Source organism: Limoniibacter endophyticus, from assembly GCF_014652835.1.
Lineage (GTDB): Bacteria > Pseudomonadota > Alphaproteobacteria > Rhizobiales > Rhizobiaceae > Limoniibacter > Limoniibacter endophyticus.
Genome location: NZ_BMZO01000003.1, coordinates 66,575 through 89,807, shown reverse-complemented (window position 1 = coordinate 89,807; position 23,233 = coordinate 66,575). Strand labels below are relative to the sequence as shown.

The window sequence follows — 23,233 nt, the reverse complement described above, 5'->3', positions numbered from 1 at the left end:
TACGCTCGACATGGCCCGGCATCAAAGCCCAGCTCATCTCTATCTCGGCACCTTCCATCTCCTGTCACCTATGGCTTTGTTAGAAGCCCGCATACAGGTTATTGCCGTAAAATATTGGCCATGGCCTTGCCCCTGGCCAATTCGTCGATCAGCTTGTCCAGGTAGCGTATTTCGCGCATGATCGGCTCCTCGATATCTTCAACCCGCACCCCGCAGATCATGCCTTTAATCAGGGAGCGCGACGGATTTGGTCGAGGTGCAGTGGCAAAGAAATCCTCGAAGCTGGTCTTATCGGCCAGCTGAGCGGCTAGCTGCTCCTGCGTATAACCTGTCAGCCAACGAATGATTTCGTCCACCTCGGCCTTGGTACGCCCCTTCTTCTCCGCCTTGGCGATATAGTGCGGATAAACGCTGGCGACGCTCGTTGAATAGATGCGGTGCCCCGGCATGCTACCTCCTCACGTTTCCGTCTCACTCGTCCGCGACCAGTGGCCACAACCGGTGAAACCAGAGGAGGTTCGGTGATTCTGTTCGCAATCGCAATAAATCTAAGGGACGAGAACGAGTTCACTCCTCCAGATACCCACCGTCGGAATTGTGCCGCCGTCTATGAGGAACTCCGTCCCCTCACCGCGCCAGAGCGCGGAGCCTGCCCTGGGGGCGTCGGACTTCATTGTGATTGCCGGTTACTAATCGAATAGTGGATATTTAGCCTGAAATGGCGGACAGAGAGACCGACATTTTACGTAAGCTATTGATTTAACTATTGCATTTCAGTCGATCTAACGTCAAAAACGTACCTAACAACCTTAAAGTTATGGCAGCGGGTTACGGTATGGCGAAGCACAAACTTTCGGAAACACGGATTCGCACCCTGATCAAGGCCGGCATCTACTCCGATGGCGATGGTCTATTTCTGCGCGTTCGCGCGACCGGAAGCAAACAGTGGTTTTTCATCTACAAGCGGCAGGGCAAGCGAACGGAAATCGGCCTCGGAGGCTACGGCCAAGGCACTGCACCGGTATCCCTTTCTTTGGCTCGCGACAAGGCAGAGGCGATCCGTGAACGTCTCGCGCGCGGAGAAGAACTGTCGAAAGGCAAGACCTTCCTCGACATTATGGACGACGTTATCTCAGTCAAGGAAAGCAGCTTTCGGAATGAGAAGCACAAAGCGCAGTGGCGCATGACGCTCGATAAATACGCTGCGCCACTTCACAAAAAGCCTATTGCCAGCATCACCCGCGATGACGTGGTTGAATGCTTAAAGCCGATCTGGACCAAAATTCCAGAGACAGCCGACCGGACCCGAATGCGCATTGCGGCGGTTATCGATCATGCGAAGGCGCGTGGTCTGTATGCCGGAGATAACCCGGCCGACTGGCGCGGCGGGCTGAAGGAGCTATTGCCGGCAAAAAACAAGTTGTCGCGCGGACACCATGCCGCCCTGGATTATCACCTAGCGCCACAGATGATGACAGAGCTTAGGAAGTCGAATGGCATAGCGGCGCTGGTCGTTGAGTTTCTGATTTTATGTGGCAGCCGTGTTGGCGAGGTTAGCGGCGCGGTTTGGAGTGAAGTCGATTTTGAGGAACGGATCTGGACAATTCCGGCTGAACGGATGAAGGCTGGGAAGCAGCATCGAGTCCCGCTGACAGACCGAGCTATAGCCATCCTTAAAATCATGAAAGAACGCGCGACCAGCAGCCTGATTTTTGAAGGAGAGAAGGCAGGTTCTCCGATCAGCGACACCTCACTGACGAAGGCGCTCCGGCGCGCCTCACCAGACAAGTCGGTGACGCTTCACGGCACAGCTCGCTCTACCTTCCGAGATTGGGCTGGCGACGAGACCATGCACGCTCGCGACATTATCGAAACCGCCCTCGCGCACTCAGTCGGCGACGCTACTGAGCAAGCCTATCGACGCAAAGATGCTTTAGAAAAACGACGGTTACTCATGAACGAATGGGCCGCTTTTCTTTCTGAAGTAAAATAACAGCATTGACAATCTGCGAATGTTTCGGCATTATGGTAACGCTCTCAAAAAGAGTTATTTCGTGGTGGTGCACGAAATATGCCCCTAGCGGCCCGAACGCTTCAGACATGATCTGAGGTTTAACAAAAACTCCTATCCCAATCGATCTATTCGACGTGCGCAGTTTGCGCTCGAGGAGACACCAATGACACCCGACAACGATAACCTGCCGCGCATGATGAGCGCGAAGGAAGCTGCTATCGCGACTTCCCTTTCCCGAACGTTGCTTTTCTTCATGTCTAAAGAAGGTGAGTTCCCTCAGCCTGTACAGCTAGGAAAAAAGCGCATCGGCTACGTCCGTGCGGAAGTCGACGCTTGGCTTGATCAACGCATAGCGGATCGTGCAGCATGAGCGTTCATCGCATTTACCGTCAGACGAAAGACAATCCTATGACCGTTGTTCGCGCCGAAGTGGCCGCGTGGATTCAGGAAAAGATTGTGCAGCGGGGCGCAGCATAATGTCAACGCTCGTCGCAATTGAAACTCTTGGCCGTGAAATCAAAGCCCGCGTTGAGGCGGGCGACAAAGCGCTAGATAAAGCCGAGCAGCATTACAAAGCGGCCGGCATCCAGCTTTTAGAAGTTCACAAGCGCCTTAAAGAAACCCGCGAAATGCGTTGGTCAGCGTTTCTTTTCTCTCATGCACGGATGGGCCGAAGCCGTGCTCACGAATTGATGGCACTCGGTGACGGACGCACGACCCTTGAAGATATCCGTGCAAAAGGAGCAGAGCGCGCCAGACGCCATGCAGAAAGAAACCGCGACGCAAGATTGTCCGTTAGTAACGTAGAAAAAACATCGGCTGCGAAATCTCTGTCAGTCGAAACCATTGCATCGCCGAACGAGAACGATCTGGAAGATATTAGGAGAGAGAACGAAAGGCTTAAACGGGAGATTGCCGAACTTCGCGAAAAGCACAAAGACAAGGTGAAGGAGCTGAAGTCGGTCATCGAAGCCCGCGACGACATGGTCAAGATCGCAGAGAGGCAATCCCAGGAGGCGCATACGCGAGCCATGTTCGCCGAAGCGGACAAAGAGCGACTTACACAACAAGTCGAAACAGCGCGAGAAGATGGGATGAACCGCCTGGAGGAGATGCTTCTAAATGAATATTATAGTGCGGAATCATCTCTCAGAGACCTATTCCGAACAAAAGAACTTGCAGATTGGCAGGAGGAGTCAATTGAAAAATTTACGTCTGAAGCAATCACCTTCGCTGATATCATGCTGATGGTTTCAGAGGCTGGGTTTAGTCGACTGAGTGACTTTCACACCCATTGCTCCAACGTTGGTTCCATTCCTGAATACAGCCTGCCAGTCCGTGAAAAATCTTGGATTAGACATGCAAGGCAGCTTCAAGAACCGAAACAGGCAGCCTAACCCCGCCCCACACACCTAAATCAGCCTGCCGTTACGAACGGCGGGCGCGCCTTTGTGCGCGTAAGGAAAACATTATGCGAGTTCTGTACGTCCACCCGACCGAAGGTCGCGGCGAGCGCCGCTGCCTGGCCTTCGTCGACATCGAGCTGAACGAAGACATTCGGCTGAACGGCCTGCGATTGATCCAACAGCCAGACGGTCGGCATTTTATCTATGCGTGCCAAGCAGGAAAGCACCGTACAGCGACGTTCTCTCCTGCGCTGGCACGCAAGCTCACGGATATCGCGGTTGAAGCGTATGGGGCTGCCAATGCAGCAGGATAAGCATGCGCCAGACTCGCTGAAGTATCAGTGGAGAGTGCTTAGCCTTGTCGTGCGTTCCAGGTGGGCAACCGGGCTCGATAAGAGTGTCGCCTTCGAGATCATCGACAACTATCGCAAAGAGTTTAAAAACAGCCGTACCAGCCTCAGCTATCTAGTGCAGGCCACTGGTGCTGACCGCAAGTCAGTTATCGCTTCCACCCGCCGCCTCGTTGAAAACGGGCCTTTTTCAGTTTCGCGTGTTGGAGCCGGAACGCGGCCAACTGAATATGAAATTCACTTCGATCAGGTGCGCGAGTCGGCTAGTAGTGGTGCAGAACCTACCACTACGGATAATGACGCTAGTAGTGGTGTACAGGCCACCACAGGTAGTGGTGTAGAACCCACCACTAGGGCCGCTAGTAGTGGTGTGGACACCACCCAAACCGTCCTACATGTAACGGCCTACAAGGCCGACTTACATGATAGGAATATTGATCCCGCACCGGCTTCGCCGCCGCATGCGCATGGCCTTGAGGCCAGCGCTGCGGGCAGTGCGGAAGATGGTTTCGAAGAGCTATGGCGCTCCTATGGTTATAGACAGAAAAAAGCAGACGCCAAAGAGGCATATCGAAAAGCTGCGCCGGACACCGATCTGCACGCAAGAATGGTCGAGGCGGCAAAGCTCTGGCGTGAGGCTTGGTCTGCACAAGGCAAGCCGGATGCGCCTCGTTACACATTGGGTAAATGGATAGATCGCGAGGAGTTCGAATGCGACCCGCCATCAGTCTACAAGCCTAAGCAAAAAAAACCGACGACGCGACGCGAGGTCAGTCGCCCGATACTACCAGCGAATAGCAACGTGCCGCCCAGGCCGAGTGCGATGACCGGCGAGATCGTTAGGGCAGACGTCAGGGGTGGAATGCTATTCCTCTCTCTGCGCGATGACGCTGGCGCCGAGCGCGAGGTGAAAATCGTACTGGAATCTAGCAGCCAGGCGGATCAAGAAGCGGGCCAGAAACGATTCAGGGAGCTGTTGCAAGTGGTCGGACTCGATGAGATTAACGACGGTGGCGATCTTCTCGGCAAGCGGTTGCACTTGACCGGAAGCGGTCGATTAAAGGCCGCTTAGTGGGACCGCCGAACTGTAAAAATACGGATGCAACGCGGATGGCTTGCTTGGCTTGGTGTGTTGACATTCCGGCTGCCTGGGCGGCCTCCGTCCTCGTAAAAACTTTAGGTTGGTCGCCCTCCCTAATGTTCTGGTTTGCTCCCTTTTGTGGCTCAATCTGCTTCAACAGCTCTCCGGCTCGCCGAATAGCGCGAGCACGGATGCGTTGCCGTCACGTGACGGCGGATTTGCCGATTTTTCCGCGCGGGCTGCTTCGGTTTGAGTAATTGAAGAACTGCCGCTACCGTCACTTTTTCGTGTCAACGGGGTATGGCTGCCCTCACCCCGTTTGACGGCCGTTTCAGCCCTGAAAATAATTTCAAAAACTTTGTAGCACTTTTTGCTTCTGCCTTGGTCTTCTAAGGGCAGAAGCATTTCGCTTCAGAGGAGATGAAAATGGAAGCAAAAGAGCGCGCGGTGTTCGATTGGTCGGACAGCCCGCACGAATTTCTTGATCACATGGCCGAGTGGACACCACCGCGCCGCACGCAACTTGCCGGTGTCGCAATCCGTTTGCCGGAGGAAGGTCCGACCATCGAATGGAGATTATCGGCCCAGGCTGCCCGAATCACGTCCAATAAGTTCAGCGGCCAGCATGCAAACGATAACCAGGAATGGCCTCTCGCCAAGCTTCTGCGCACTGAGGGCAACGCTCATTGCATGCAACTGGCGGAGCGATTTCGCGCGCTCTGGGATACAGCCCACCAGCCGGTGCAATTGATCGGTACGGCAGCGGACAATCTCTACGTGGTTCACAATCAGGATGGCGAAGGTAGGTCAAAGGGCGTCAAGCGGCTAAGGGGCAAAAAGGCACAAATCGACACACCGGCCAAACAGCGAGTGCGAACCAACGACGAAACAAAAAAGCGGGCCGCGCCTATTGCTAAAAAATGGAATGGCGACGCACCATTGATTGCCGCTATCGATGCCAAAGTAGAGTTGGGAATGATCCGCGCAAAACTGGCAGTAACCAGCCAGATAATCGACGCGTTCGAATCCTTGGTAGTCGAAGGCAAAACGCTGGAGGAGACCGGCCTTTCTCTTGGATTCGGAACGAAGGGCGCGAAGGGGGCGGCTCGGGCACTGATGATGACCGGATTCGAAATCGTGGATCGGTTCTGGCAAGCACGGAAACGGATCGCTGAATAGGGTACCCTATTTTCGAACGCGGAACGGGTATAGTGTAACATAGGTTCATTTCAGTTTCACTATCGGCCTATGGCCGTGGCGGGCCTTTGCTAGTTCCCCGCCTGCCTCAGTCGCGCCCACGACTGGGGCACTATCCGCATAAGCAGCGCGGCAACGCGCTCACCTGCCTGCCGGTCGTCTCCTCCTCGCGTGCCGGCAGGCAGGTTTCTATTTGTCCCTATTAACTTTCAAATGAAAGGGCGGCGAATGCTGCATTGGAACCGACGCGTCATCGGACGCGAAGCGGCGGCTGCCGCTTGTCGAATGCCGCTAGAAACGCTGGACGTTTGGCTGCATCGCTACAAAGCGCCAAGCGCCAAGCTTTCCGGCCAACGGCTCTTTTCACTTCAGGATCTCACGATCCTTCAGGTAGCCCGGAGGCTGTTGTCGCCCGGCATACTCGCGGCGACGGCGATAGAGATAGCCACACCGCTTTTGGATGATCCGCCAGGGTATGACGCCACGCTGTTCGCGACCGATGACGGCGCGTTCATCGGTGGCCCCGACGATTTTCCCGAGAACAATTTTGCCGCCATCCGCGTCGGCTGGATTGCACACGATCTTTCTAAAAAGTTGGAGGCTGCCGATGTGGCCGTTTAGTACGAAATCAGCGCACGTCGAAGAAACCAAGGCCGAAAGCGGCATTGTCACTCCCGAGACGTGGCTTGTTACCCATTTCGGTGGCGGCCCGGACGACATCAGCCTCACTGCACATACCGCATTGCAGGTACCTGCCGTTGCCAGCGCGATCCGACTAATAAGTGAAGCCGCGGCCAGCCTGGATGTCCGCGTGCAGCGCAGGGTTGGCGGGATATGGAAAGACCTGCCGAACCACCCAGCCGTGCGCCTGTTGAACAACGAGGCGAACGAATGGACAAGCGGTTTTGAGCTAACACGCGGTTTGCTGATCGAAGCACTCACCTCCGATCCGGGCGGCTTCGCGCTGGTCACGCGATCAATCGACAACCGGCCTATCGCCATTCGAAAATATAAGCCGGGTATCATCCAGGTTGAGTTCTCAGCAGAAGGCGACGGGAAGCCTCTCTACAAGAAAAACGGCAAGGCATTGCGATCCAGCGATGTTATCCATATCCGCAACGCCTTCAATACCGCTCCGATCAGTCATGCCCGCGATGCCATCGCTTTTGCCCGAGGACTGCAAGCTTATGGGAGGCGGCTCTTCCAGAACGGCGCACGCCCTGGCGGCCTGCTGAAGACGACAAAGCCGATCGGTGACAAGGGCGTGGAAGCGATGCTGAAGGGCTGGGCTGCGGCTTTTTCCGGTTCGCAGAACGCCGGCAAGACGCCAGTGCTTTGGGACGGGACGGATTACACCCAGCTCGGCCTGTCATCGACCGATGCGCAATATCTCGAAAATCGCCGGTTCCAAAACGAGGAAATCGCCCGCGCTTTCCGCGTACCGCCGACCATGATTTTCGATCTGGAACGGGGTACTTGGGGCAACGCGGAACAGATGGGGCGCGAGTTTTTGACGTATTGTTTGGAGCCATGGTTGCGCGAACTCGAGGGCGCGTATGGCCGGGCATTGCTCACCGACGACGAGCGCCGCAACCATCGGATTTTATTCGACCGCGACGATCTGACCCGGGCCGACCTGACCGCTCGCGCGACGGCGATTTCAAGCTTCATGCAGGCAAAAGCTATCAACGCCAATGAGGCCCGCCAGTGGATCGACCTCCCGCCGCGTGAGGGCGGAGACGTCTACGAGAACCCGGCAATAACTGTGCCGGAAAAAGCGCCGACTCCTGAAAATCGGCAAGACCAACGCAACTGAAAGGGCCAAGTCTTTGGTTTCACTGGAAAGAGAATATGATGGCACCGTGAGGACATTTGCGATCAAGGATCACTCCTTGTTCGAGCGGCTGACGCCAACCGGATCGACATACGAACTTTTGAATAAGTTTACATCCGGCAAATGGACGTCTGGTGATGTTGCCTTCGTGATTTCATACGCGCTGCACGGGCCATCGAGGGAAGTCCTCCAGCACCAAAAAATTATGTCGCGTATGAAGATTGGCGTTTTTTCGCATCCGCTTTGGAGTCCGGTCCCACACCTGATCTATTCGCCACATCCGGACGTCGTAGCTACGGTTTCTAAGGCGCCAGGCAACTACGCACCGATCGCTGTTGATATTCTGACCGAGCTGATTTTCGGTGCAGGTGCATCCGTGGAGGCAGACGATGAGTAACACGCTCGCAGCGGTGGAGCTCGACGTCAAGTCAGTGCAGGAAGATGGTACCTTCTCGGGCTATGCGGCTGTTTTCGGCACGAAAGACCAGGGCGGCGACATCATCCGTAAAGGTGCGTTCTCCGCCTCTCTGGCCGCCGTTCCAGCGGCTCGCGTCAAAATGCTGTGGCAACACGACCGCGACGAGCCGATCGGCGTTTGGACCAAGTTTCAGGAGGACGATCACGGCCTGAAAGCCGAGGGTCGCCTGATCCTCGAAACAGCGCGTGGCCGTGAAGCTCATGCGCTGATGAAGGCCGGTGCACTCGACGGTCTTTCTATCGGATATCGCACGGTGCGATCCTCACAGGACAGTGCCAAATCGGCCCGCATTCTGGAAGAGGTCGCATTGAAGGAAGTCAGCCTCGTGACATTTCCGATGCATGCCGACGCCACCGTCTCCAACGTCAAATCGAACGACGAAACCATTGCCGCCATCCGTGCGGCCACTCAGGCAATTAAGGAAATCTAATGACTGCTATTCTCAAACTCGAAACCAAGAGCGAAAACGAAATCGACGTCAAGGCTGCGCTGGCTGACCTCACGAATGAGGTGAAGGCAAAGGCCGACAATGACAACAAGCTTGTCGATCGGCTGGACAAGCTCGAAGCCAAACTGGCCCACGGCACGGAACACGCCACTGAAACGAAGTCTGCCGGCGAGCAGCTTGTCGAAACCGATGCATTCAAGGAATGGGCGGTATCTGGCAAGAAGGGGGGCGCTGACATTGAGTTGAAGGCGATCACTACCGGCAGTGCGACCGTGGGCACCGGCACCGATGGCAGCACGTCTCTCGTGCCAAGCCACCACGTGCCAGGCATCATCGCCCCGGCAATTCGCCCGCTGACTATCCGCGCACTTCTGGCGCAGGGCAGCACCACGTCTGGCGTGATCCAGTACGTTCGTGAAACGGGCTTCACTAACAACGCCGCTCCGGTTGCGGAAGGTGCTGCCAAGCCGTATTCGGATATCACGTTCGATCAGGAAACTGAAAACGTCCGCGTTATCGCGCACCTCTTCAAAGCCAGCCGGCAGGTGCTTGAGGACAGCGCGCAGCTTGCCAGTTACATCGATACCCGCGCTCGCGATGGCCTTGCGGACGTTGAGGAAGCGCAGCTTCTCAACGGCAATGGCACTGGTCAGAACCTTAATGGTTTGATCCCGAACGCCACTCCGTTCGACAATACGCTCGTTGCTGCCGACGACAATAAGGCTGACATAATCCGCCGCGCAATCTTGCAGGTTCGCCTTGCTGAGTATCGCGCCGACGGCATCGTGATGCATCCGACCGACTGGGCGGATATCGAAGTCCTGAAAGAAACCACCGGTGGGTATATATGGTCGAACCCGACTGTCAATAACGGTCAAAATCTCTGGGGCATCCCTGTGGTCGATACGACCGCGATGACGGAAGGCAACTTCCTTGTTGGTGCGTTCGCCCGTGCTGCGCAGATCTTCGACCGCTGGCAGGCCCGTGTCGAAGTGTCGAACTCGAACGCGGATGACTTCGAGAAGAACCTAATCTCTATACGCGCGGAACAGCGCCTTGCGCTGGCGATCTACCGTACGGAAAGCTTCGTTTATGGCCCGTTCGAAGCTGACGCCACTGGTGGCGAGTAATTCTGAATAAGGCGGGGGATTGTGACGGCATAGCTCAGGCCGCAAGCTATACAGTGCCCGCCGATGATCTCCTTCACTGGATAGCAGAGCAGCCCGCCCGCGTTAGGGCATAGGGCACTGGAGGCCGCACGCGTGATGCTGCGGTCTCCTTTCTTTTAAGGAGACCTGCATGGTCAACCGCATAACTTCATGTGGCTGCTCGGTGCCGAAAGGCCAGAAGTGCATTCACGAGCAGGCGCGCATCACGGCACGCCAGAAGGCGAATGATGAGCAACGCGGCACGTCATCCGCACGAGGATACGACAAGGACTGGAGCAAGCTGCGCTTCCGCTTCCTGCACCACAATCCTAATTGCGTGGTGTGTGGTGCGAAGGCCAGTCACGTCGACCATATCCAGTCGGTGCGTGACCGGCCCGACCTACGGCTTGATCCGAGCAATCTGCGTAGCATGTGCCATCCCTGCCATAGCCAGAGAACGGCACGCGATCAGTCAGCCAATTGGGGGAGAAAGAAATGAACAGAACGGAACTCGCGGCCGTTTGGCCGCCGACGCATATCGTTGCGGCTGATGCTGGACATGAGCCACAGAGCCCGATGCAAGCCATTCGTGAGAAGTGTCTTGATTGCTCAGGTGGCCAGCCTTCCGAGGTCGCGCGCTGTGAGAGCGTGTCATGCGCGCTCTGGCCTTTCCGGAGTGGGAAGCATCCTTACACATCGGCGTCGATGAAAAGAGGCTTGTAGGGGGCTGGTCGTCAACTTTTAAGCCTATCTCCGTGACCACCCGCGCCCCACAGTTCACATTTCTCCTAAATTGGAATTTTCATAACCACATAAGGATATCTTTATATGGCAATTGTCGACCTGGCTGAAATGAAGGCCGAGCTTGGCATCACGGATTCAGTCGATGATGCCCTTATTTCGTCGAAGATTGACGCCGCGCAGGCGCATCTTTCCGCGCTGCTTGGATTTGAGATCGAGGAGAAATTTCCCGACGGTGCGCCTGCTGATCTTGTCGGGGCCGTCAAGATGTTGGCTGCCGGTTGGTACGAAAACCGCGAATCCAGCCTTGTCGGCGTATCGGGAATGGAAACCCCGCACGGCGTATGGGAAATCGTCTCAAATAGACGGAACTATTGGGGTGTTGGCGATGGCTCGTAGCCGTGATTTGCAGGGCCTGATCAATGCCCTGAATTCTATCCCGAAGGCGGTGCGCGCCAAGATCGATCCCGCCATTGAAAAGGGCGCCGATGAAATGGTCGCGCGTATGCGCCTGCTCGCACCGGATGATCCAAGCACATCCGGAACCGACCTGAAGGCCAACATCAAGAAGGTGGACACTGGTGTGCCGCTGGCAATCCGCGTGCAGGCCATCGACGAGAACGCCGCGGGTGAGGACAACGCTTTATTCCAAGAATACGGCACGGAGAAGATGAACGCGCAACCGTTCTTCTGGCCGTCTGTCAACACCACTAAGAAGCGCGTCCGTCGTCGCATAGATCGGGCAATTTCAAAGGCGGTCAAAGAGGCTTTTAAAAAATGAGCGAACCATCTTTATCAGCGCAGAAGCTCCTCGTGGATACGCTGCGCGCTCGTCCAGCGCTTACGGCTCTGGTGCCGGCTGCCAACATTTTCGACCGCAACACTTTGCCCGAAGTCTTTCCGTGCATCATCATCGGCGAAGGCCAGACAGTCGGCGACGACAATGAGTGTATGTCCCTATCCGAGGTGAACATGACGCTGCACGTCTGGACGACCGAGCCCGGCATGGCGCTGTGCAAGATGATTGCCGGAGAGATCCGCAGAGCCGTGAAAAATCTTTCGGCTTTGGTTGATGGCATCGCCTTGGACGCATTTTTTCAGGACACAAATTTCATGCGCGGAAAGACCGGTGATAACGCCCATGGCGTCGTCACGATCAAATTCCTGGCGGACGATACGGTGGCCATATGAGAGCGGGTAAACTCGATAAAGTCATCACATTACAGCGCACAACATATACCGATGACGGATACGGCGGGCAGATTCCTGTCAATGAAGATTTCGCGACGATGCGCGCCCAGGTGTTGCAGGCCAGCACCGAAGAATTCATGCGCGCTTGGGGTACTTCCGCCGAGATGGCTATCATCTTCCGCACGCGGTATCGCGCCGACCTGAATACGCTGGTGCGTGTTGTCTATGACGGGCAAGGGTTCGACATCGTGGAATTGAAGCCAATCGGCCGTAATCGAGGCTGGGAACTGCGCTGCAAAGCAAGGCCGGGATCATGAAGGGACGGAAAGCTGGAATAAAGGCACTCGATGGCGCGCTGGCAGAAGCACCGAGACCGCCCTCCTGGATGCCGGCCCATGGCAAGGCCGAGTGGCGCCGGGTTCTACCGCAGCTTGTTGCTGACCGGAAGATCGCAGCGCACGAAATCCAGACGGTGGAAGCCTATTGCCTGGCTGTCGCGACGATGCGGCAGGCAGAGGAAGCAGTGCGCAAACACGGCCTGACCTTTGAGTCCGATAGCGGTCCTAAGCGCAGGCCGGAGACGACAATACTCAAGGAAAACCTAGAAGCCGCTCGACGGCTCGCTGCGGAGCTAGGCCTTACACCAGCAAGTCGCGGCAAGAATAGCGGAGGCGCTCGCGGCAATGGCGAAATCTCGGAATTCGGCATCGATATCTAAACTACCGCATCTGGCCTGGATATTTGACGATTCGCCCATCCCCGATCCTCACGGCAAGGGCGAAGCTGCGGTCAAGTTCATCCGTGCTCTAAAGCATCCAAAATCAAATCTTCCTGGGAATGCCTTCTCGCTCGATCCCTGGCAGGAGCGCATTGTACTCCGCACCTTCGGAGATACCGCAGACGACGGCACGCGGCGCATTGAGGAGTTGCTGCTTGTATTGGGGCGTGGCAACCGCAAGACTTCGTTGATGGCAGCCTGCCTCATGGTTTTTCTGTGCGGTCCTGAGCGTCGGCCTATGTCCACTATCTGCTCGATCGCGAACAGCCGCGAGCAGGCAGCGCTGACCTTCCGAGAGATGGCTGGCATCTGCCGCGCAACGCCTCGCATCCTTGAGGCTGTCAATATTCAGGACAGCGAAAAGCGCATTACCTACCGGAAACACCGAGTTGTTTACGAGGCGCTTTCGTCGGACGCGAAGAACGCACACGGACGTACCGACGTTGCCGTCTTTGCCGATGAGCTATGGGCAGAAACCAAGAACGATCTTCTGGAAGCTGTCGAAACCGGCCTGAATAAGTCCTCGAATACTATACTAATGACGGCATCGACATCAGGTATCGGGCAGCTAGGCCCGTTCTGGCAGCGCCTGGATCATGCCCGCAAGGTCGTGGATGGCCGCGTGCAGGATGAAACATTCCTGCCGATTCTGTTCGAAGCGCCGCACGATGTCGATTTCCGCGACGAAGAATGGCTGTGGGCGACCAATCCCGGCCTACCTTATGGTTATCCGGACCTCAAGAAACTGGCTCGTTATCGCGAGAAATGCGAGCACAGTCCTGCCGATCGTGAATCCTACAAGCGCCTGCATTTGTCGGTGCATCTGGATGGTGCGGCTAATCCCGAATGGGATTTGGCCATATGGGACGAAGGTCATGGCGAGATCGACCTTGAGGCGCTGCGCGGGGCCAAGGCTTGGATCGGCGTGGATCTTTCGAAGCGCATCGATTTGTCGGCAGTGGCGTGCGTCATCGAGCTAGATGACGACAAATTCGCCCTACATGTCATGGGTTTCTCTCCTGAAGCGCAGCTGCGCAAGCGCGCGGATGAGGACAGTGCGCCTTACACCAGATGGCGAGATGAAGGATGGCTGACTGCCTGCGAAGGCGACATTGTGGACTATGGTACGGTCGAGGGCTACATCCGCATGCTGGCCGACATGTTCGAAGTGTGTGAAGTCGTTTTCGACGTCGCGATGGCCCGCGAAATGATGGAGTCCCTCGAACGAGATGGCGTGCCGGTTGCGGCATTCCCTCAGACACTCATGAATTTTGCCAAGCCTGTCGATACATTTGAAGACATGTTTCTCAACCGTCGTCTGGTGCATGACAGCCCGCTGTTGCGCTGGGCAGTCGGCAATACCGTGATGATGCGCGATCAAAACGACAATCGCCGTCCCAACAAGGCTCGCGCTGCTGACCGCATTGATCCCGCTGTCGCAGCAATCATGGCAGTCTCACGCGCTGCACAAGGCGCATCTGGCCGCTCATCTTATGACGACGCGCCTGACGATTATGAATTTTTCTCAGTTTAGGTTCTACTAATATGGCTAACAGTGAATCCCGCAAACTCATGGTCGATGTGGTCGCCCGCGTCGATAAGCTCGAAAAGGCGATGAAACGCGGCGCGCAGGTAACAGACCAGCAAATGGGAAAGGTCGAAAAGCGAGCAAAGACCATGGTTGTCCGCTTAGACAAACAAATGGCCGGCCTCGCAGCGACATTCGGCAAAGGTCTATTCGCAGGTGTTGCAGCCGGCGGACTGCTTGGAATTGTTACAAATGTTAATAACATTGCCGATTCCATCGCTCGAGTCGGCGATGCGTCGCGCATGGCCGGCCTATCATTCAAGTCGTTTCAAGAGCTTTCATACGTCGCGCAGCAGACCCGAATCCCCATCGATTCAATCACCGATGGCATAAAGGAATTGCAGCTCCGCGCGGATGAGTTCGCAGTAACCGGAAAGGGCAGCGCAGCTGAAGCATTTCAACGGCTCGGCCTGACACCGGCAGAGGTGAAGGAGCGCCTCAAAGACCCAGCGGAGCTTCTTAATACAATAATCGACAGGACACGCGTCCTTGGCGACACTGCCGCAGGAATTCGTATATTCGATGAATTGTTTGGCGGTACCGGCGGCGAACGGATGGTGTCACTGCTCGAGATTGGGGGCGACGGCATTCGCCGCATGACAGAAGAGGCTAACCGCTTCGGCCAGGTACTCGACGACCGGATTATCCGCGACGCCGAGGAGGTGAACCGACAGTTTTCGATGCTATCGACAAAGATAGGCAACGATCTGCGGTCGGCCATTGTTTCGGCGACGTCTGTGTGGTTTCGGTTCCTCGACAGCTTCATGGACTTCAAAAATCAGCAAGTCAGTTCATTGGATGCCCGCATCGCTGAAATCGGGAAAGAGCGTCTTGATATCGAAACCAGAATGCTTGAAGTGCAGAACAATTCCGTTCTGAGCGAGCGGCATCGGGCGATGGCTATCGGTCAAAGCCGAATCCAATTGAAGGCATTGGCCGACGAAGAGGCGCAAATTCTGGAAGCCCTACAGGGCAAAGGTGCACTAAAATCTCCGTCCGCATCGTTGCCGGCGTGGACGCCTCCGTCGGCACCGGGGGCGGCAACGGATTCCGATCCGCGTCCAGGCGGCGGATCAGGCGCGTCTGTACGCGAATCTGCAATCGCCGCTATAGATCGGGAAAAGGCCGCCATTTCCAGCCTTATCGCCGAATTGAAGGAAGAACTATCGCTTGTCGGCTCTAGCAACGTCGAAAAAGAAATTGCGGCAACGTTGCGTCGCGCTGGCGTTGATGCGGCCAGCGCTGAAGGTCGGCAGATTTCGGATCTGGTCGCGAAAATCAATGAAGAAACCGCCGCTCTGGAGCGTAACAAACAGGCCCAAGAAGATCGCGCGGAGGCGATCGGCAACCTGTTCCAGATTGGTGGCGACGCTCTGTCGGACATAGCGGACGGATCGGTGAAGGCCGAGGACGCAATCAAGCGGCTTGCCTCACAGCTGGCGGTTGCCGCTGCGCAGGCCGCGCTACTCGGGTCTGGTCCATTGGCCGGCCTTTTCGGAGGCGGTCTGTTTGGTGGTGGTTTATCTGCTGGTGCCCGCTCCGCCGTGGCTGGAAGCGCAGGAGGATTATTCTCCGACGGCGGATACACCGGACCTGGCGGCAAGTATCAACCCGCTGGCATCGTCCATAAAGGCGAAGTGGTGTGGTCGCAGCGGGATGTTCGAAGCCACGGCGGCGTTGCTGCGGTGGAGGCATTGCGTCGCGGCTACGCTAACGGCGGTGCTGTTGGCGTCTCTGTGCCGCGATTGCAGGCTCCTGCCAATCAGAACCAGCCTACGGCGGTCACCTTCAAGATCGATGTCACAGGCGCGCGCGGCAATGCCGAGATTCAGGAAATGGTTCAGCAGGGCGTTGCGCAAGGCATTCAGCATTGGAGCAAAAGCTCTGATTTCGTAGGTCGAACGACTTCTATCGTTGATCAGCGCAAGTCCAATCCGCGCATCACTCCAAGACTCGGCGGTTAAGAACTTCGGTGCGGACTGGTTCGGGGGTGGATGGGGATGAGAGTGAAAGTAGAGGGCGGTGGGTGGTAAATCTTTCACGATGAAAGATTTCGACCCGAACTGTTCTGCCACGTTCATGAAACGGCTAGACGAAACCCCGCTCATCCCAAATTCAGCTGCAATCCAAGGCAGGAAGTTGCCGTGGCCTAACTGCTTTTTCTGCTCGATCAGTTCACGCCCAACCTCGATGATGCTTTCGGCTGATTTGCCACAACGTTGTGACGTTTCCTGCCTGCTGCGCCGATCGTCTTGACCAGAATTACACTTGGTCAGCTTTCCGAAGCCTCACCACGCCTTCGCCGCGCTCGTTCGAAATGAACTCTATGCCGGCTTTTTCTAGGGCGGTGCGGATGGCTTGGATTGTGCTGACCCTTGGGTCGGTCTGGCCTCTCTCAATATTCTTAACGCTCATCTCCGATACATCGGCAGCGGTGGCCAAGTCGGTTTGTTTCCAATTGAGGAAGGCTCTCGCAGCCTTAATTTGAGAAGGTGTGATCATTCGGTCAGAGTACGCTACTGCACCTGTAACGGCAACAAAAATAACCGCTACGTTTATTTTATGGTTGATGGTTAGTAAAATAACCCTTACGTTCATTTTCAACAACCACATAGACACATGGTGCCGATATGACCGAAATGATGGATCAGCTTAACAAGGTACATAAACGCTTGTCGCAAGCCGACGGCCGATGCAATGACACCTACGATTTGCAGTCCGACCGAATGAACCTCTTCGCCGATGTGGCGACCTGGCTGATGCCAGCCGATACGCTTGAGGCGATATTCGCGCTCGCCGTCATTCGAAGCCGTGCTGACTGTCTCGTTGATGACGATACCGATCAAAAAACCAAGAGACTTGCACGAGACATCGATAGAACCGCCACGCTGATTATCCAGTACCTGGAGTATACCACTGGCGTGAAGCGCAAAGGGACCGGCGTAGAGTACTTCAGCGCACCCGAGCACGATCATTTCGCCTTCGAGGGCAGACTCCGCGGCGATCCGGCTCCTGCCCGTTAAAAGCTGAGGATCGGAGAGTAGCCATGGCCGACAATGGAATGACCGCTGAAGAAAGACTGACACGTGCCATTGACGATGCCGGTCTCCTGAGTGACCTGATAGCAATCGACGATATTAGCGCAGATGGCAGAGCGGCGAGATACCTCAGCCGTAAACTCGCAGAAAACGTGGACGAGCTACGGTCTGCATTTCTGGCCTTTTGCGATGAGGTCAATGAGGAATTACGAGAAGCAAAGTCAAGGGCATGAGGGGAGTGTCCTGCCTCGTTACCAAGTTTCGCCCATGTACCGGACTGAGCTTCTACCTCAGTAACCGTAATTGGATGATGCAGGTTCGAACCCTGCCATGGGCTCCATCCACCCTGCCGGGTTCACCACGCCCGGGAAGGCGCCACCGGCCGGCGCCAAGTGAGCGGGTGGCGATTGCGGATGTTGTCGCGGCCCAGATTGGGGAGCGAAGAGGAAGGCCTTCAGAAGAAAACAGGCAAAATATTGCCGATTTTAACGGCAAGCCTACCAAAGATATAGCCGCAGCCAAAGCAGGCTTTGGCAACCCAGAAACACTTCGCCAAGCCAAATCCGTAGTCTCCAAAGGCACGCCCGAACTGGTGCAGGCTATGGACGAGGGCAACGCCTCATTGCCCGCCCAGCCCCCATCCCCTAACGTTAGGGGATTTTTCTTTGGGTATGGCAGAAGTTAAATTCTGCGAAAAAAGTCAATGAAATCAATGGTTATGGCGGACAGAGAGGGATTCGAACCCTCGATACGGTTTCCCGTATACACGCGTTCCAGGCGTGCGCCTTCAACCACTCGGCCACCTGTCCAAAACCGCATCTGGCGATGCGTTGAGGGCTTCTATTCGATCTGAAACGAAATGCCAAGCCCGCTGTGACGATATATAACGGAATTAAGAGCGTGCTCCCTCTATAATTCTACGTTCTAGGCTTTTTCGTAGATTGCGCAGGATTCCAGGTCGCTGCAGCATCGCCGCGTGAGCATGGGAATAAGGGAGGACTGGCCATGGCTTTTGTTCTATCCACCGTCGGGAATATCTTTTTCCTGCTCTCGCTCTTCGCGGGCGTCATGGACATTCTTGACCACCCGAGTATGCACAGCATGCGCACATTGGAGCAATTCGCAGCCAACGCGCCGTTCGACTTCGCTGCGCTCGATCAGACAGCCCGCAGATACTTCAACGGACATTTCATCAGCTACGTCTATGAACCGATCATTGAAGCACCGTCCGCACTGGTGTTCTTCATTTGCGCACTTATATCTTGGTCTCTATCAAGCTGGCTTAAGGATTGACGCTCACGCGCCACACCTGGACCATGGATTGGAGACCCCCATGTTCTCATTCGACGCCCTTTCACAAAAGACCCGTATGCCCGAACCCGGCGACGCCTTGCAGGGGCGCCCTGATCCCGTGCCTACCAGCGATTTGCACTTCGTGTCCGGCAAGCCCATCCAGGGCCCCTATCCGGAGAACCTCGAACTGGTGGAATTCGGCTTGGGTTGCTTTTGGGGAGCAGAGCGTCTTTTCTGGCAATTGCCGGGCGTTTATGTAACTTCCGTCGGCTATGAAGGCGGCTATACCCCCAACCCGACCTACGAAGAAACCTGCACAGGAAAGACTGGCCACGCCGAAGTTGTCCGCGTCGTCTTTGACCCGGCCAAAATCAGCTTTGCCAGGCTTTTGCAGGTATTCTGGGAGAGCCACGACCCGACGCAGGGCATGCGCCAGGGCAATGATATCGGCACGACCTACCGCTCGGTCATCTTCACGCACAGTGACGAGCATCTGCAAGAAGCACGCGCTTCGAAGGTTGCGTACCAGGCTGAGCTTGCAAAGGCTGGGCGCGATCCGATCACGACGGAAATCCTGCCCGCTCAACCTTATTATTTCGCCGAGGATTATCACCAACAATATCTCGCGAAAAATCCAGGCGGGTATTGCGGCTTGCAGGGCACGGGCGTCACTTGCCCGCTTCCAGCCAAATAGCGAAAGCGCGGTTGCGACTTGATCAACTGGCTCGCTTCGGGCAAATGCGTCCCAAGATCCCGGCCTCTCCGCAGGCAGGGGGCAATCAAGCTGGAGCGAACACCCATGATCGTCGTTATTGGATCGATCAATCTGGACCTTATCGCCAATGTGGACCGCTTGCCCGAACCGGGCGAGACGATTGCGGGCTCTGCATTCTCTACATCGCCTGGCGGCAAGGGAGCCAATCAAGCACTGGCAGCGGCTCGAGCAGGAGCGCCGGTGGCCCTGGTCGGCGTAGCAGGAAACGATTCTTTCCGGGACCAGGCTTTGGCTCTTCTGGAACAAAGTGACGCGGATCTCTCACATGTCGCAGAGGTCGAGGATACCACCGGCATCGCCATCATCATGGTTGAAAAAAGCGGTGAAAACGTCATCGCGGTCGTTCCTGGCGCGAACGCCCATCTCACTTCCGCGATGGTGGATGCCGCCCCGATTACGAACGGCGACATCGTTCTCCTCCAGCATGAAATTCCGCAGGACCTGGTTGCACATGCTATTGATATTTGTCGAAATCAGGGGGCCGTTTCCATCTTGAACACCGCGCCCTATCGTGCGGAGAGTGCCGGCCTCCTTGGTGCGGTGGACTATGTTATCGCCAATGAAACCGAGTTCGATCTTTATGCCGCGCAGCTTGGCTTATCCGGAGATACGCGCGAGGCACGCATCGAAGACTACGCCGAGCGCTTTGATAATACGCTCATCGTGACACTGGGCGCGGCAGGCGTCGTCGCTATTAGCGGCGACGTACAAATCGAACTCCCGGCACCCAAGATCGAGCCCATAGACACGACCGGCGCCGGGGATACGTTTTGCGGCTACTTCGCCGCCTCTCTTGCGACAGGATCCCCGCTCGATGACGCTCTGGCGCGCGCCGTCCGCGCTGGCTCGCTTACCTGTCTGCAACCCGGTGCACAACCGGCAATCCCCGTGGCGTCGCAGGTCGACGCTCCATAAGCCTCGCCGTCAGAGATAGCGGCCAAGGCGCTCCGTCAACAACGAAAAGAAGCCGTCACGGTCGATGCTGCGCATCACCATGGCATTCTTCTCGCGCCCCGTCACGCTCCACCAATCCACGACGCTCATGCCTTGGGTAAGCGACGACTCCGTCTCGATTTCGACATTGCACTGACGCCCAGAAAACAGAGCCGGATTAACCAGATAGGCGATCACGCAGGGGTCATGCAGTGGAGCGCCCTCCCCTCCATATTTTTGAGCATCGAAGCGGTCGTGATAATTCAGCAGCGCATGTGCCGCCACAGCGACCGCCGTGCGTGGCGCGGCAATGCTCTCCAGCGCTGCATCACTCGTGAGAGCCTGATGCGTAACGTCGAGCGGCATCATGACGAGCGGTACACCTGCACCGAAGACGATCTTGGCGGCATGCGGATCAACATAGAAATTGAACTCGGCGGACGGTGTAATATTGCCACCTTCCGAGAAAGCCCCACCCATCAAAATGATCTCACGAATCCGCGGTGCGATTTTTGGTTCCTTGCGCAGCGCAAGGGCGAGGTTGGTCAGTGGCCCAAGGGCGCAAAGAGTGATCGCGCCCACGTCTTCTTGCATTAACGTGTCGATGAGATAGTCGACCGCGTGTCCTGTTTGCAAAGGCATTTGGGGATCAGGAAGATCAGGGCCATCAAGGCCGTTCTTGCCGTGGACGTGCTCTGCCGTTACGAGCGTACGCATCAACGGCACTTCCGCACCGGCGTAAATCGGTAAGTCAGGGCGGCCCGCCAGTTCGCAAATTTTACGTGCGTTGATTGTCGTCAGTTGGAGCGGAACATTGCCGGCTACGACCGAGAGCCCCAGCACTTCGATTTCTGGGGAAGCGAGCGCCAGCAGAAGAGCAATTGCGTCGTCCTGGCCAGGGTCAGTGTCAATGATGATTTTCCGCGGCTTCTCCATAGGGCCTCCTTGTCTGGGACTGCTTGAACTTTTCCTCGTGACCGACCATATCTCATCTCATGGGATGAATGCCTAGCGGGTTCGTTCCGGAAGCAGTCGCTCTTCAGAGGACAATGTAACTATGACTACGCGAATAACCCCTTTTTCCAGCCCTTTGCTGCTCGGTTTCGACGCGGTGGAGAAGACGCTGGAACGTCTTGCAAAAAATGGCGAAAGCTATCCGCCCTACAATATCGAACGCATTCGGCAGGACGGTGCAAATGAGCGCCTGCGCATAACGCTTGCGGTGGCCGGGTTCTCGGAGAGTGATCTTGAGGTTACGACGGAAGAAAACCAGCTTCTCGTACGCGGACGCCAAGCAGACGACAGCTGCGAACGCGAGTTCCTGCATCGGGGCATCGCCGCTCGTCAATTCCAGAGAACGTTTGTGCTGGCAGACGGTATGCGTGTAATTGCAGCCGAGCTCAAAAACGGATTGCTTTCCATTGATCTTGATCGGCCACAGCCCGAGCGACTGGTGCGCAAGATCGATATCGCGGTTCGCGACTAATTCCCGATTGAATGTTGACCGACTTGTCCGGCTTGAATGCGGACAAAACGAAGGAGGCCATCATGGCTCACGGTGTCTTGAAACAGAACGTCCTTACACCAACCGAACTTGCCCATCTTGGCGAAGGTAGTCTTGCCTATCTGCGCGAAATCGACAGCGGCGACCTGAAAGGGAAATTCCCAGGGATCGTCGATATTCAGCCAGGCATAAGATTATGGGCGCTTTTTGCCGCCAACGGTCAGCCAATCCTGCTCTCGGATGTGCGGGAGAAAGCAATCGCACAGGCGCTGCAAAACGATCTCACGCCAGTCGTTACGCACTAACCATCTATGGGGCAGGCCCTGAGCCCTGCCTTTCAGCCCATATCATGCCGCTGCCAGATTGATGGTGCCGGTATAATGCTGAACGTAGCGATCGCAAATATCGGCGACAGGCAGGACGATCAGCACATCGACCGTGCCGAAATCGTGGTCGATAACGCATCCTTCGCCGATCTTCGCACCGAGACGCAGATATCCCTTGATCAGCGGGGGCAGGCTCATGACGGCCTGCTTCGGCCGCACCGCCTCAGCCGGCATCAGATCCATCGGATGATAACGCGAGGCAACCGCCCGCACCTTCCAATCACCATCCACGCCGTGGTTTTGGGAAAGATAGGAAAGCGGCTCGGCATGAGCCGCCGGTACTGTGCCCCGCAAGGAGGCACATCCCGTCATGACGTCGATTCTATGCATACGGACATATGTCCAGATACCCTGCCAAAGTGCCTCAATAGTCCGTTTTGAGCGGTATTCTGGCAACACACATGAACGCCCCAGTTCAAGGAAGTTCAGCGCTGGATGGCGCGTAACGAGATTGGAAAGTTCGAATTCATCATTCGAGTAGAAGCCGCAAATAGCTGCCTGTTCCTGGCGCAGCAGGCGATAGGTCCCGACGATCGATTCCTCAACCGACTTCCCAAGGGCGCTGTCGACGACAAGAAGATGGTCGCATACATCGTCAAACCGGTCCGAATCACGGCGATCGAGATTTTGTGCGATATGCGCATTTGCGCCGAGTTCTTCATAGAAGACGCGAAAGCGAACGCGTTGAGCCGCAACAATTTCTTCTTCGGTGCGGGCCAGACGCACCTCAAGCGAGCCGATCCGTCCCATGATCCCATCTGTTTCCGAAAGAAGCGGCGCAAGCTGAGCCTGGAGCCCGAGCGATCCGGTGGAAATAGTGTGATCGTGGTGCATGATGTTGTTCCCATCGCCTGACGTCGACGCCAGCGCCGTTAAAAGGTGCGCCGCGAGGATCGCCTTTTCAACATGCCGCAACCATGACGCATCATGTCGCGCATGGCCATCGTTATTGTTGAAATAACCGCGACATACGACAAGAGCGTGACTATCCTGCGACGGCTTATGACAGTGGCGCCGCCAGCGTATGAGAACGCAAAAGACGCCTCCACG

At 56.1% G+C, this 23,233-nt stretch carries 30 protein-coding genes, 2 tRNA genes and 1 pseudogene; 27 read left to right on the top strand and 6 right to left on the bottom strand.

Annotated elements, in window-relative coordinates:
• Window positions 1-98: 98 nt before the first annotated feature.
• The gene (locus tag IE151_RS05025) at window positions 99-449 is read right to left on the bottom strand and encodes a DUF2200 domain-containing protein (protein WP_189488549.1); all 351 of its coding nucleotides are present in this window, start codon (window positions 447-449) and stop codon (window positions 99-101) included.
• A gap of 386 nt (window positions 450-835) precedes the next feature.
• Here IE151_RS05025 and IE151_RS05020 point away from each other — a divergent pair, with 386 nt between their 5' ends.
• The 19 genes from IE151_RS05020 (at window position 836) to IE151_RS17695 (ending at window position 16,218) form a co-directional block, all read left to right on the top strand.
• The gene (locus IE151_RS05020) at window positions 836-1,993 is read left to right on the top strand and encodes a tyrosine-type recombinase/integrase (RefSeq protein WP_189488547.1); all 1,158 of its coding nucleotides are present in this window, start codon (window positions 836-838) and stop codon (window positions 1,991-1,993) included.
• 184 nt (window positions 1,994-2,177) lie between these two features.
• A complete protein-coding gene (locus IE151_RS05015) occupies window positions 2,178-2,384 on the top strand; it encodes a helix-turn-helix transcriptional regulator (RefSeq protein ID WP_189488544.1) in 207 nt (68 codons plus the stop codon).
• 106 nt (window positions 2,385-2,490) lie between these two features.
• Complete coding sequence (locus tag IE151_RS05010; protein WP_189488542.1) at window positions 2,491-3,411, top strand: hypothetical protein; 921 nt, start codon at window positions 2,491-2,493, stop codon at window positions 3,409-3,411.
• Window positions 3,412-3,485: 74 nt separating this feature from the next.
• Window positions 3,486-3,734 carry a hypothetical protein gene (locus IE151_RS05005; RefSeq protein WP_189488540.1) on the top strand — a complete coding sequence of 83 codons (249 nt, stop codon included), beginning with the start codon at window positions 3,486-3,488 and terminating at the stop codon, window positions 3,732-3,734.
• Entirely contained in the window at window positions 3,721-4,842 is a 1,122-nt protein-coding gene (locus tag IE151_RS05000) for a hypothetical protein (protein ID WP_189488538.1), read from the top strand. Before IE151_RS05005 ends, IE151_RS05000 begins: the two co-directional genes overlap by 14 nt.
• A 435-nt stretch (window positions 4,843-5,277) precedes the next feature.
• The gene (locus tag IE151_RS04995) at window positions 5,278-6,030 is read left to right on the top strand and encodes a hypothetical protein (protein ID WP_189488536.1); all 753 of its coding nucleotides are present in this window, start codon (window positions 5,278-5,280) and stop codon (window positions 6,028-6,030) included.
• A gap of 246 nt (window positions 6,031-6,276) precedes the next feature.
• On the top strand, window positions 6,277-6,669 hold the full coding sequence (locus IE151_RS04990) for a MerR family transcriptional regulator (RefSeq protein ID WP_189488535.1): 393 nt from the start codon (window positions 6,277-6,279) through the stop codon (window positions 6,667-6,669).
• Window positions 6,656-7,864, top strand: a complete 1,209-nt coding sequence (locus IE151_RS04985; protein ID WP_189488533.1) for a phage portal protein — start codon at window positions 6,656-6,658, stop codon at window positions 7,862-7,864. The genes IE151_RS04990 and IE151_RS04985 overlap by 14 nt, the downstream gene beginning before the upstream one ends.
• A 13-nt stretch (window positions 7,865-7,877) precedes the next feature.
• Complete coding sequence (locus tag IE151_RS04980; RefSeq protein ID WP_189488530.1) at window positions 7,878-8,279, top strand: hypothetical protein; 402 nt, start codon at window positions 7,878-7,880, stop codon at window positions 8,277-8,279.
• Window positions 8,272-8,790, top strand: coding sequence for an HK97 family phage prohead protease (locus IE151_RS04975; protein WP_189488528.1), 519 nt, complete (start codon window positions 8,272-8,274; stop codon window positions 8,788-8,790). The genes IE151_RS04980 and IE151_RS04975 overlap by 8 nt, the downstream gene beginning before the upstream one ends.
• Window positions 8,790-9,938 carry a phage major capsid protein gene (locus IE151_RS04970; protein WP_189488526.1) on the top strand — a complete coding sequence of 383 codons (1,149 nt, stop codon included), beginning with the start codon at window positions 8,790-8,792 and terminating at the stop codon, window positions 9,936-9,938. The genes IE151_RS04975 and IE151_RS04970 overlap by 1 nt, the downstream gene beginning before the upstream one ends.
• A gap of 169 nt (window positions 9,939-10,107) precedes the next feature.
• On the top strand, window positions 10,108-10,455 hold the full coding sequence (locus IE151_RS04965) for an HNH endonuclease (RefSeq protein ID WP_189488524.1): 348 nt from the start codon (window positions 10,108-10,110) through the stop codon (window positions 10,453-10,455).
• A gap of 329 nt (window positions 10,456-10,784) precedes the next feature.
• Entirely contained in the window at window positions 10,785-11,096 is a 312-nt protein-coding gene (locus tag IE151_RS04960; RefSeq protein WP_189488514.1) for a head-tail connector protein, read from the top strand.
• Window positions 11,086-11,478 (top strand): HK97-gp10 family putative phage morphogenesis protein, encoded by a 393-nt coding sequence (locus tag IE151_RS04955; protein WP_244636635.1) that lies wholly within the window; start codon window positions 11,086-11,088, stop codon window positions 11,476-11,478. The genes IE151_RS04960 and IE151_RS04955 overlap by 11 nt, the downstream gene beginning before the upstream one ends.
• Window positions 11,475-11,888: a DUF3168 domain-containing protein gene (locus IE151_RS04950; RefSeq protein WP_189488510.1), complete on the top strand. Its 414-nt coding sequence runs from the start codon at window positions 11,475-11,477 to the stop codon at window positions 11,886-11,888. Before IE151_RS04955 ends, IE151_RS04950 begins: the two co-directional genes overlap by 4 nt.
• On the top strand, window positions 11,885-12,205 hold the full coding sequence (locus IE151_RS04945; protein WP_189488507.1) for a phage head closure protein: 321 nt from the start codon (window positions 11,885-11,887) through the stop codon (window positions 12,203-12,205). The genes IE151_RS04950 and IE151_RS04945 overlap by 4 nt, the downstream gene beginning before the upstream one ends.
• Window positions 12,202-12,606 carry a phage terminase small subunit P27 family gene (locus IE151_RS04940; protein ID WP_189488506.1) on the top strand — a complete coding sequence of 135 codons (405 nt, stop codon included), beginning with the start codon at window positions 12,202-12,204 and terminating at the stop codon, window positions 12,604-12,606. The genes IE151_RS04945 and IE151_RS04940 overlap by 4 nt, the downstream gene beginning before the upstream one ends.
• The gene (locus IE151_RS04935) at window positions 12,572-14,200 is read left to right on the top strand and encodes a terminase large subunit (RefSeq protein ID WP_189488504.1); all 1,629 of its coding nucleotides are present in this window, start codon (window positions 12,572-12,574) and stop codon (window positions 14,198-14,200) included. The genes IE151_RS04940 and IE151_RS04935 overlap by 35 nt, the downstream gene beginning before the upstream one ends.
• Window positions 14,201-14,211: 11 nt before the next feature.
• Window positions 14,212-16,218 carry a tail tape measure protein gene (locus tag IE151_RS17695; protein ID WP_244636617.1) on the top strand — a complete coding sequence of 669 codons (2,007 nt, stop codon included), beginning with the start codon at window positions 14,212-14,214 and terminating at the stop codon, window positions 16,216-16,218.
• Between the two features lie 96 nt (window positions 16,219-16,314).
• Here IE151_RS17695 and IE151_RS17935 read toward each other — a convergent pair.
• Both IE151_RS17935 and IE151_RS04925 read right to left on the bottom strand, forming a co-directional pair.
• Window positions 16,315-16,446: pseudogene (locus IE151_RS17935) on the bottom strand (DUF3102 domain-containing protein); the annotation flags it as partial.
• Window positions 16,447-16,516: 70 nt separating this feature from the next.
• Window positions 16,517-16,852 carry a helix-turn-helix domain-containing protein gene (locus IE151_RS04925; RefSeq protein ID WP_244636616.1) on the bottom strand — a complete coding sequence of 112 codons (336 nt, stop codon included), beginning with the start codon at window positions 16,850-16,852 and terminating at the stop codon, window positions 16,517-16,519.
• A gap of 32 nt (window positions 16,853-16,884) precedes the next feature.
• Between IE151_RS04925 and IE151_RS04920 the strand changes: the two genes are divergently transcribed.
• From IE151_RS04920 to IE151_RS04910, 3 genes are all read left to right on the top strand, one after another.
• On the top strand, window positions 16,885-17,277 hold the full coding sequence (locus IE151_RS04920; protein WP_189488502.1) for a hypothetical protein: 393 nt from the start codon (window positions 16,885-16,887) through the stop codon (window positions 17,275-17,277).
• Window positions 17,278-17,300: 23 nt separating this feature from the next.
• On the top strand, window positions 17,301-17,525 hold the full coding sequence (locus IE151_RS04915; protein ID WP_189488500.1) for a hypothetical protein: 225 nt from the start codon (window positions 17,301-17,303) through the stop codon (window positions 17,523-17,525).
• Between the two features lie 30 nt (window positions 17,526-17,555).
• Window positions 17,556-17,632 (top strand) — tRNA-OTHER (locus tag IE151_RS04910).
• Between the two features lie 379 nt (window positions 17,633-18,011).
• On the opposite strand, the gene IE151_RS04905 is transcribed toward IE151_RS04910, so the two are convergent.
• Window positions 18,012-18,101: transfer RNA gene (locus IE151_RS04905), tRNA-Ser, on the bottom strand.
• Between the two features lie 196 nt (window positions 18,102-18,297).
• Here IE151_RS04905 and IE151_RS04900 point away from each other — a divergent pair.
• From IE151_RS04900 to IE151_RS04890, 3 genes are all read left to right on the top strand, one after another.
• Complete coding sequence (locus IE151_RS04900) at window positions 18,298-18,585, top strand: hypothetical protein (RefSeq protein WP_189488498.1); 288 nt, start codon at window positions 18,298-18,300, stop codon at window positions 18,583-18,585.
• A 40-nt stretch (window positions 18,586-18,625) separates the two neighbouring features.
• Window positions 18,626-19,279: a peptide-methionine (S)-S-oxide reductase MsrA gene (gene msrA, locus IE151_RS04895; protein ID WP_189488495.1), complete on the top strand. Its 654-nt coding sequence runs from the start codon at window positions 18,626-18,628 to the stop codon at window positions 19,277-19,279.
• 105 nt (window positions 19,280-19,384) lie between these two features.
• Window positions 19,385-20,275, top strand: coding sequence for a ribokinase (locus IE151_RS04890; RefSeq protein ID WP_189488493.1), 891 nt, complete (start codon window positions 19,385-19,387; stop codon window positions 20,273-20,275).
• Window positions 20,276-20,284: 9 nt separating this feature from the next.
• Here IE151_RS04890 and IE151_RS04885 read toward each other — a convergent pair whose 3' ends face one another.
• A complete protein-coding gene (locus IE151_RS04885) occupies window positions 20,285-21,229 on the bottom strand; it encodes a nucleoside hydrolase (RefSeq protein ID WP_189488491.1) in 945 nt (314 codons plus the stop codon).
• A 121-nt stretch (window positions 21,230-21,350) separates the two neighbouring features.
• Here IE151_RS04885 and IE151_RS04880 point away from each other — a divergent pair, with 121 nt between their 5' ends.
• The gene (locus IE151_RS04880) at window positions 21,351-21,779 is read left to right on the top strand and encodes an Hsp20 family protein (RefSeq protein ID WP_189488489.1); all 429 of its coding nucleotides are present in this window, start codon (window positions 21,351-21,353) and stop codon (window positions 21,777-21,779) included.
• Between the two features lie 62 nt (window positions 21,780-21,841).
• On the top strand, window positions 21,842-22,102 hold the full coding sequence (locus IE151_RS04875) for a BQ00720 family protein (protein ID WP_189488487.1): 261 nt from the start codon (window positions 21,842-21,844) through the stop codon (window positions 22,100-22,102).
• Window positions 22,103-22,144: 42 nt separating this feature from the next.
• Here the strand turns inward: IE151_RS04875 and olsB are convergent, their stop codons facing one another.
• Window positions 22,145-23,017 carry a l-ornithine N(alpha)-acyltransferase gene (olsB, locus tag IE151_RS04870; RefSeq protein WP_189488485.1) on the bottom strand — a complete coding sequence of 291 codons (873 nt, stop codon included), beginning with the start codon at window positions 23,015-23,017 and terminating at the stop codon, window positions 22,145-22,147.
• Window positions 23,018-23,233 lie beyond the last annotated feature (216 nt).

Coding starts and splice junctions, on each gene's coding strand:
- IE151_RS05025 (WP_189488549.1), bottom strand. CDS start 449: ATGCCGGGGCACCGCATCTATTCAACGAGCGTCGCCAGCGTTTATCCG.
- IE151_RS05020 (WP_189488547.1), top strand. CDS start 836: ATGGCGAAGCACAAACTTTCGGAAACACGGATTCGCACCCTGATCAAG.
- IE151_RS05015 (WP_189488544.1), top strand. CDS start 2,178: ATGACACCCGACAACGATAACCTGCCGCGCATGATGAGCGCGAAGGAA.
- IE151_RS05010 (WP_189488542.1), top strand. CDS start 2,491: ATGTCAACGCTCGTCGCAATTGAAACTCTTGGCCGTGAAATCAAAGCC.
- IE151_RS05005 (WP_189488540.1), top strand. CDS start 3,486: ATGCGAGTTCTGTACGTCCACCCGACCGAAGGTCGCGGCGAGCGCCGC.
- IE151_RS05000 (WP_189488538.1), top strand. CDS start 3,721: ATGCAGCAGGATAAGCATGCGCCAGACTCGCTGAAGTATCAGTGGAGA.
- IE151_RS04995 (WP_189488536.1), top strand. CDS start 5,278: ATGGAAGCAAAAGAGCGCGCGGTGTTCGATTGGTCGGACAGCCCGCAC.
- IE151_RS04990 (WP_189488535.1), top strand. CDS start 6,277: ATGCTGCATTGGAACCGACGCGTCATCGGACGCGAAGCGGCGGCTGCC.
- IE151_RS04985 (WP_189488533.1), top strand. CDS start 6,656: ATGTGGCCGTTTAGTACGAAATCAGCGCACGTCGAAGAAACCAAGGCC.
- IE151_RS04975 (WP_189488528.1), top strand. CDS start 8,272: ATGAGTAACACGCTCGCAGCGGTGGAGCTCGACGTCAAGTCAGTGCAG.
- IE151_RS04970 (WP_189488526.1), top strand. CDS start 8,790: ATGACTGCTATTCTCAAACTCGAAACCAAGAGCGAAAACGAAATCGAC.
- IE151_RS04965 (WP_189488524.1), top strand. CDS start 10,108: ATGGTCAACCGCATAACTTCATGTGGCTGCTCGGTGCCGAAAGGCCAG.
- IE151_RS04960 (WP_189488514.1), top strand. CDS start 10,785: ATGGCAATTGTCGACCTGGCTGAAATGAAGGCCGAGCTTGGCATCACG.
- IE151_RS04955 (WP_244636635.1), top strand. CDS start 11,086: ATGGCTCGTAGCCGTGATTTGCAGGGCCTGATCAATGCCCTGAATTCT.
- IE151_RS04950 (WP_189488510.1), top strand. CDS start 11,475: ATGAGCGAACCATCTTTATCAGCGCAGAAGCTCCTCGTGGATACGCTG.
- IE151_RS04945 (WP_189488507.1), top strand. CDS start 11,885: ATGAGAGCGGGTAAACTCGATAAAGTCATCACATTACAGCGCACAACA.
- IE151_RS04940 (WP_189488506.1), top strand. CDS start 12,202: ATGAAGGGACGGAAAGCTGGAATAAAGGCACTCGATGGCGCGCTGGCA.
- IE151_RS04935 (WP_189488504.1), top strand. CDS start 12,572: ATGGCGAAATCTCGGAATTCGGCATCGATATCTAAACTACCGCATCTG.
- IE151_RS17695 (WP_244636617.1), top strand. CDS start 14,212: ATGGCTAACAGTGAATCCCGCAAACTCATGGTCGATGTGGTCGCCCGC.
- IE151_RS04925 (WP_244636616.1), bottom strand. CDS start 16,852: ATGAACGTAAGGGTTATTTTACTAACCATCAACCATAAAATAAACGTA.
- IE151_RS04920 (WP_189488502.1), top strand. CDS start 16,885: ATGACCGAAATGATGGATCAGCTTAACAAGGTACATAAACGCTTGTCG.
- IE151_RS04915 (WP_189488500.1), top strand. CDS start 17,301: ATGGCCGACAATGGAATGACCGCTGAAGAAAGACTGACACGTGCCATT.
- IE151_RS04900 (WP_189488498.1), top strand. CDS start 18,298: ATGGCTTTTGTTCTATCCACCGTCGGGAATATCTTTTTCCTGCTCTCG.
- msrA (WP_189488495.1), top strand. CDS start 18,626: ATGTTCTCATTCGACGCCCTTTCACAAAAGACCCGTATGCCCGAACCC.
- IE151_RS04890 (WP_189488493.1), top strand. CDS start 19,385: ATGATCGTCGTTATTGGATCGATCAATCTGGACCTTATCGCCAATGTG.
- IE151_RS04885 (WP_189488491.1), bottom strand. CDS start 21,229: ATGGAGAAGCCGCGGAAAATCATCATTGACACTGACCCTGGCCAGGAC.
- IE151_RS04880 (WP_189488489.1), top strand. CDS start 21,351: ATGACTACGCGAATAACCCCTTTTTCCAGCCCTTTGCTGCTCGGTTTC.
- IE151_RS04875 (WP_189488487.1), top strand. CDS start 21,842: ATGGCTCACGGTGTCTTGAAACAGAACGTCCTTACACCAACCGAACTT.
- olsB (WP_189488485.1), bottom strand. CDS start 23,017: ATGCACCACGATCACACTATTTCCACCGGATCGCTCGGGCTCCAGGCT.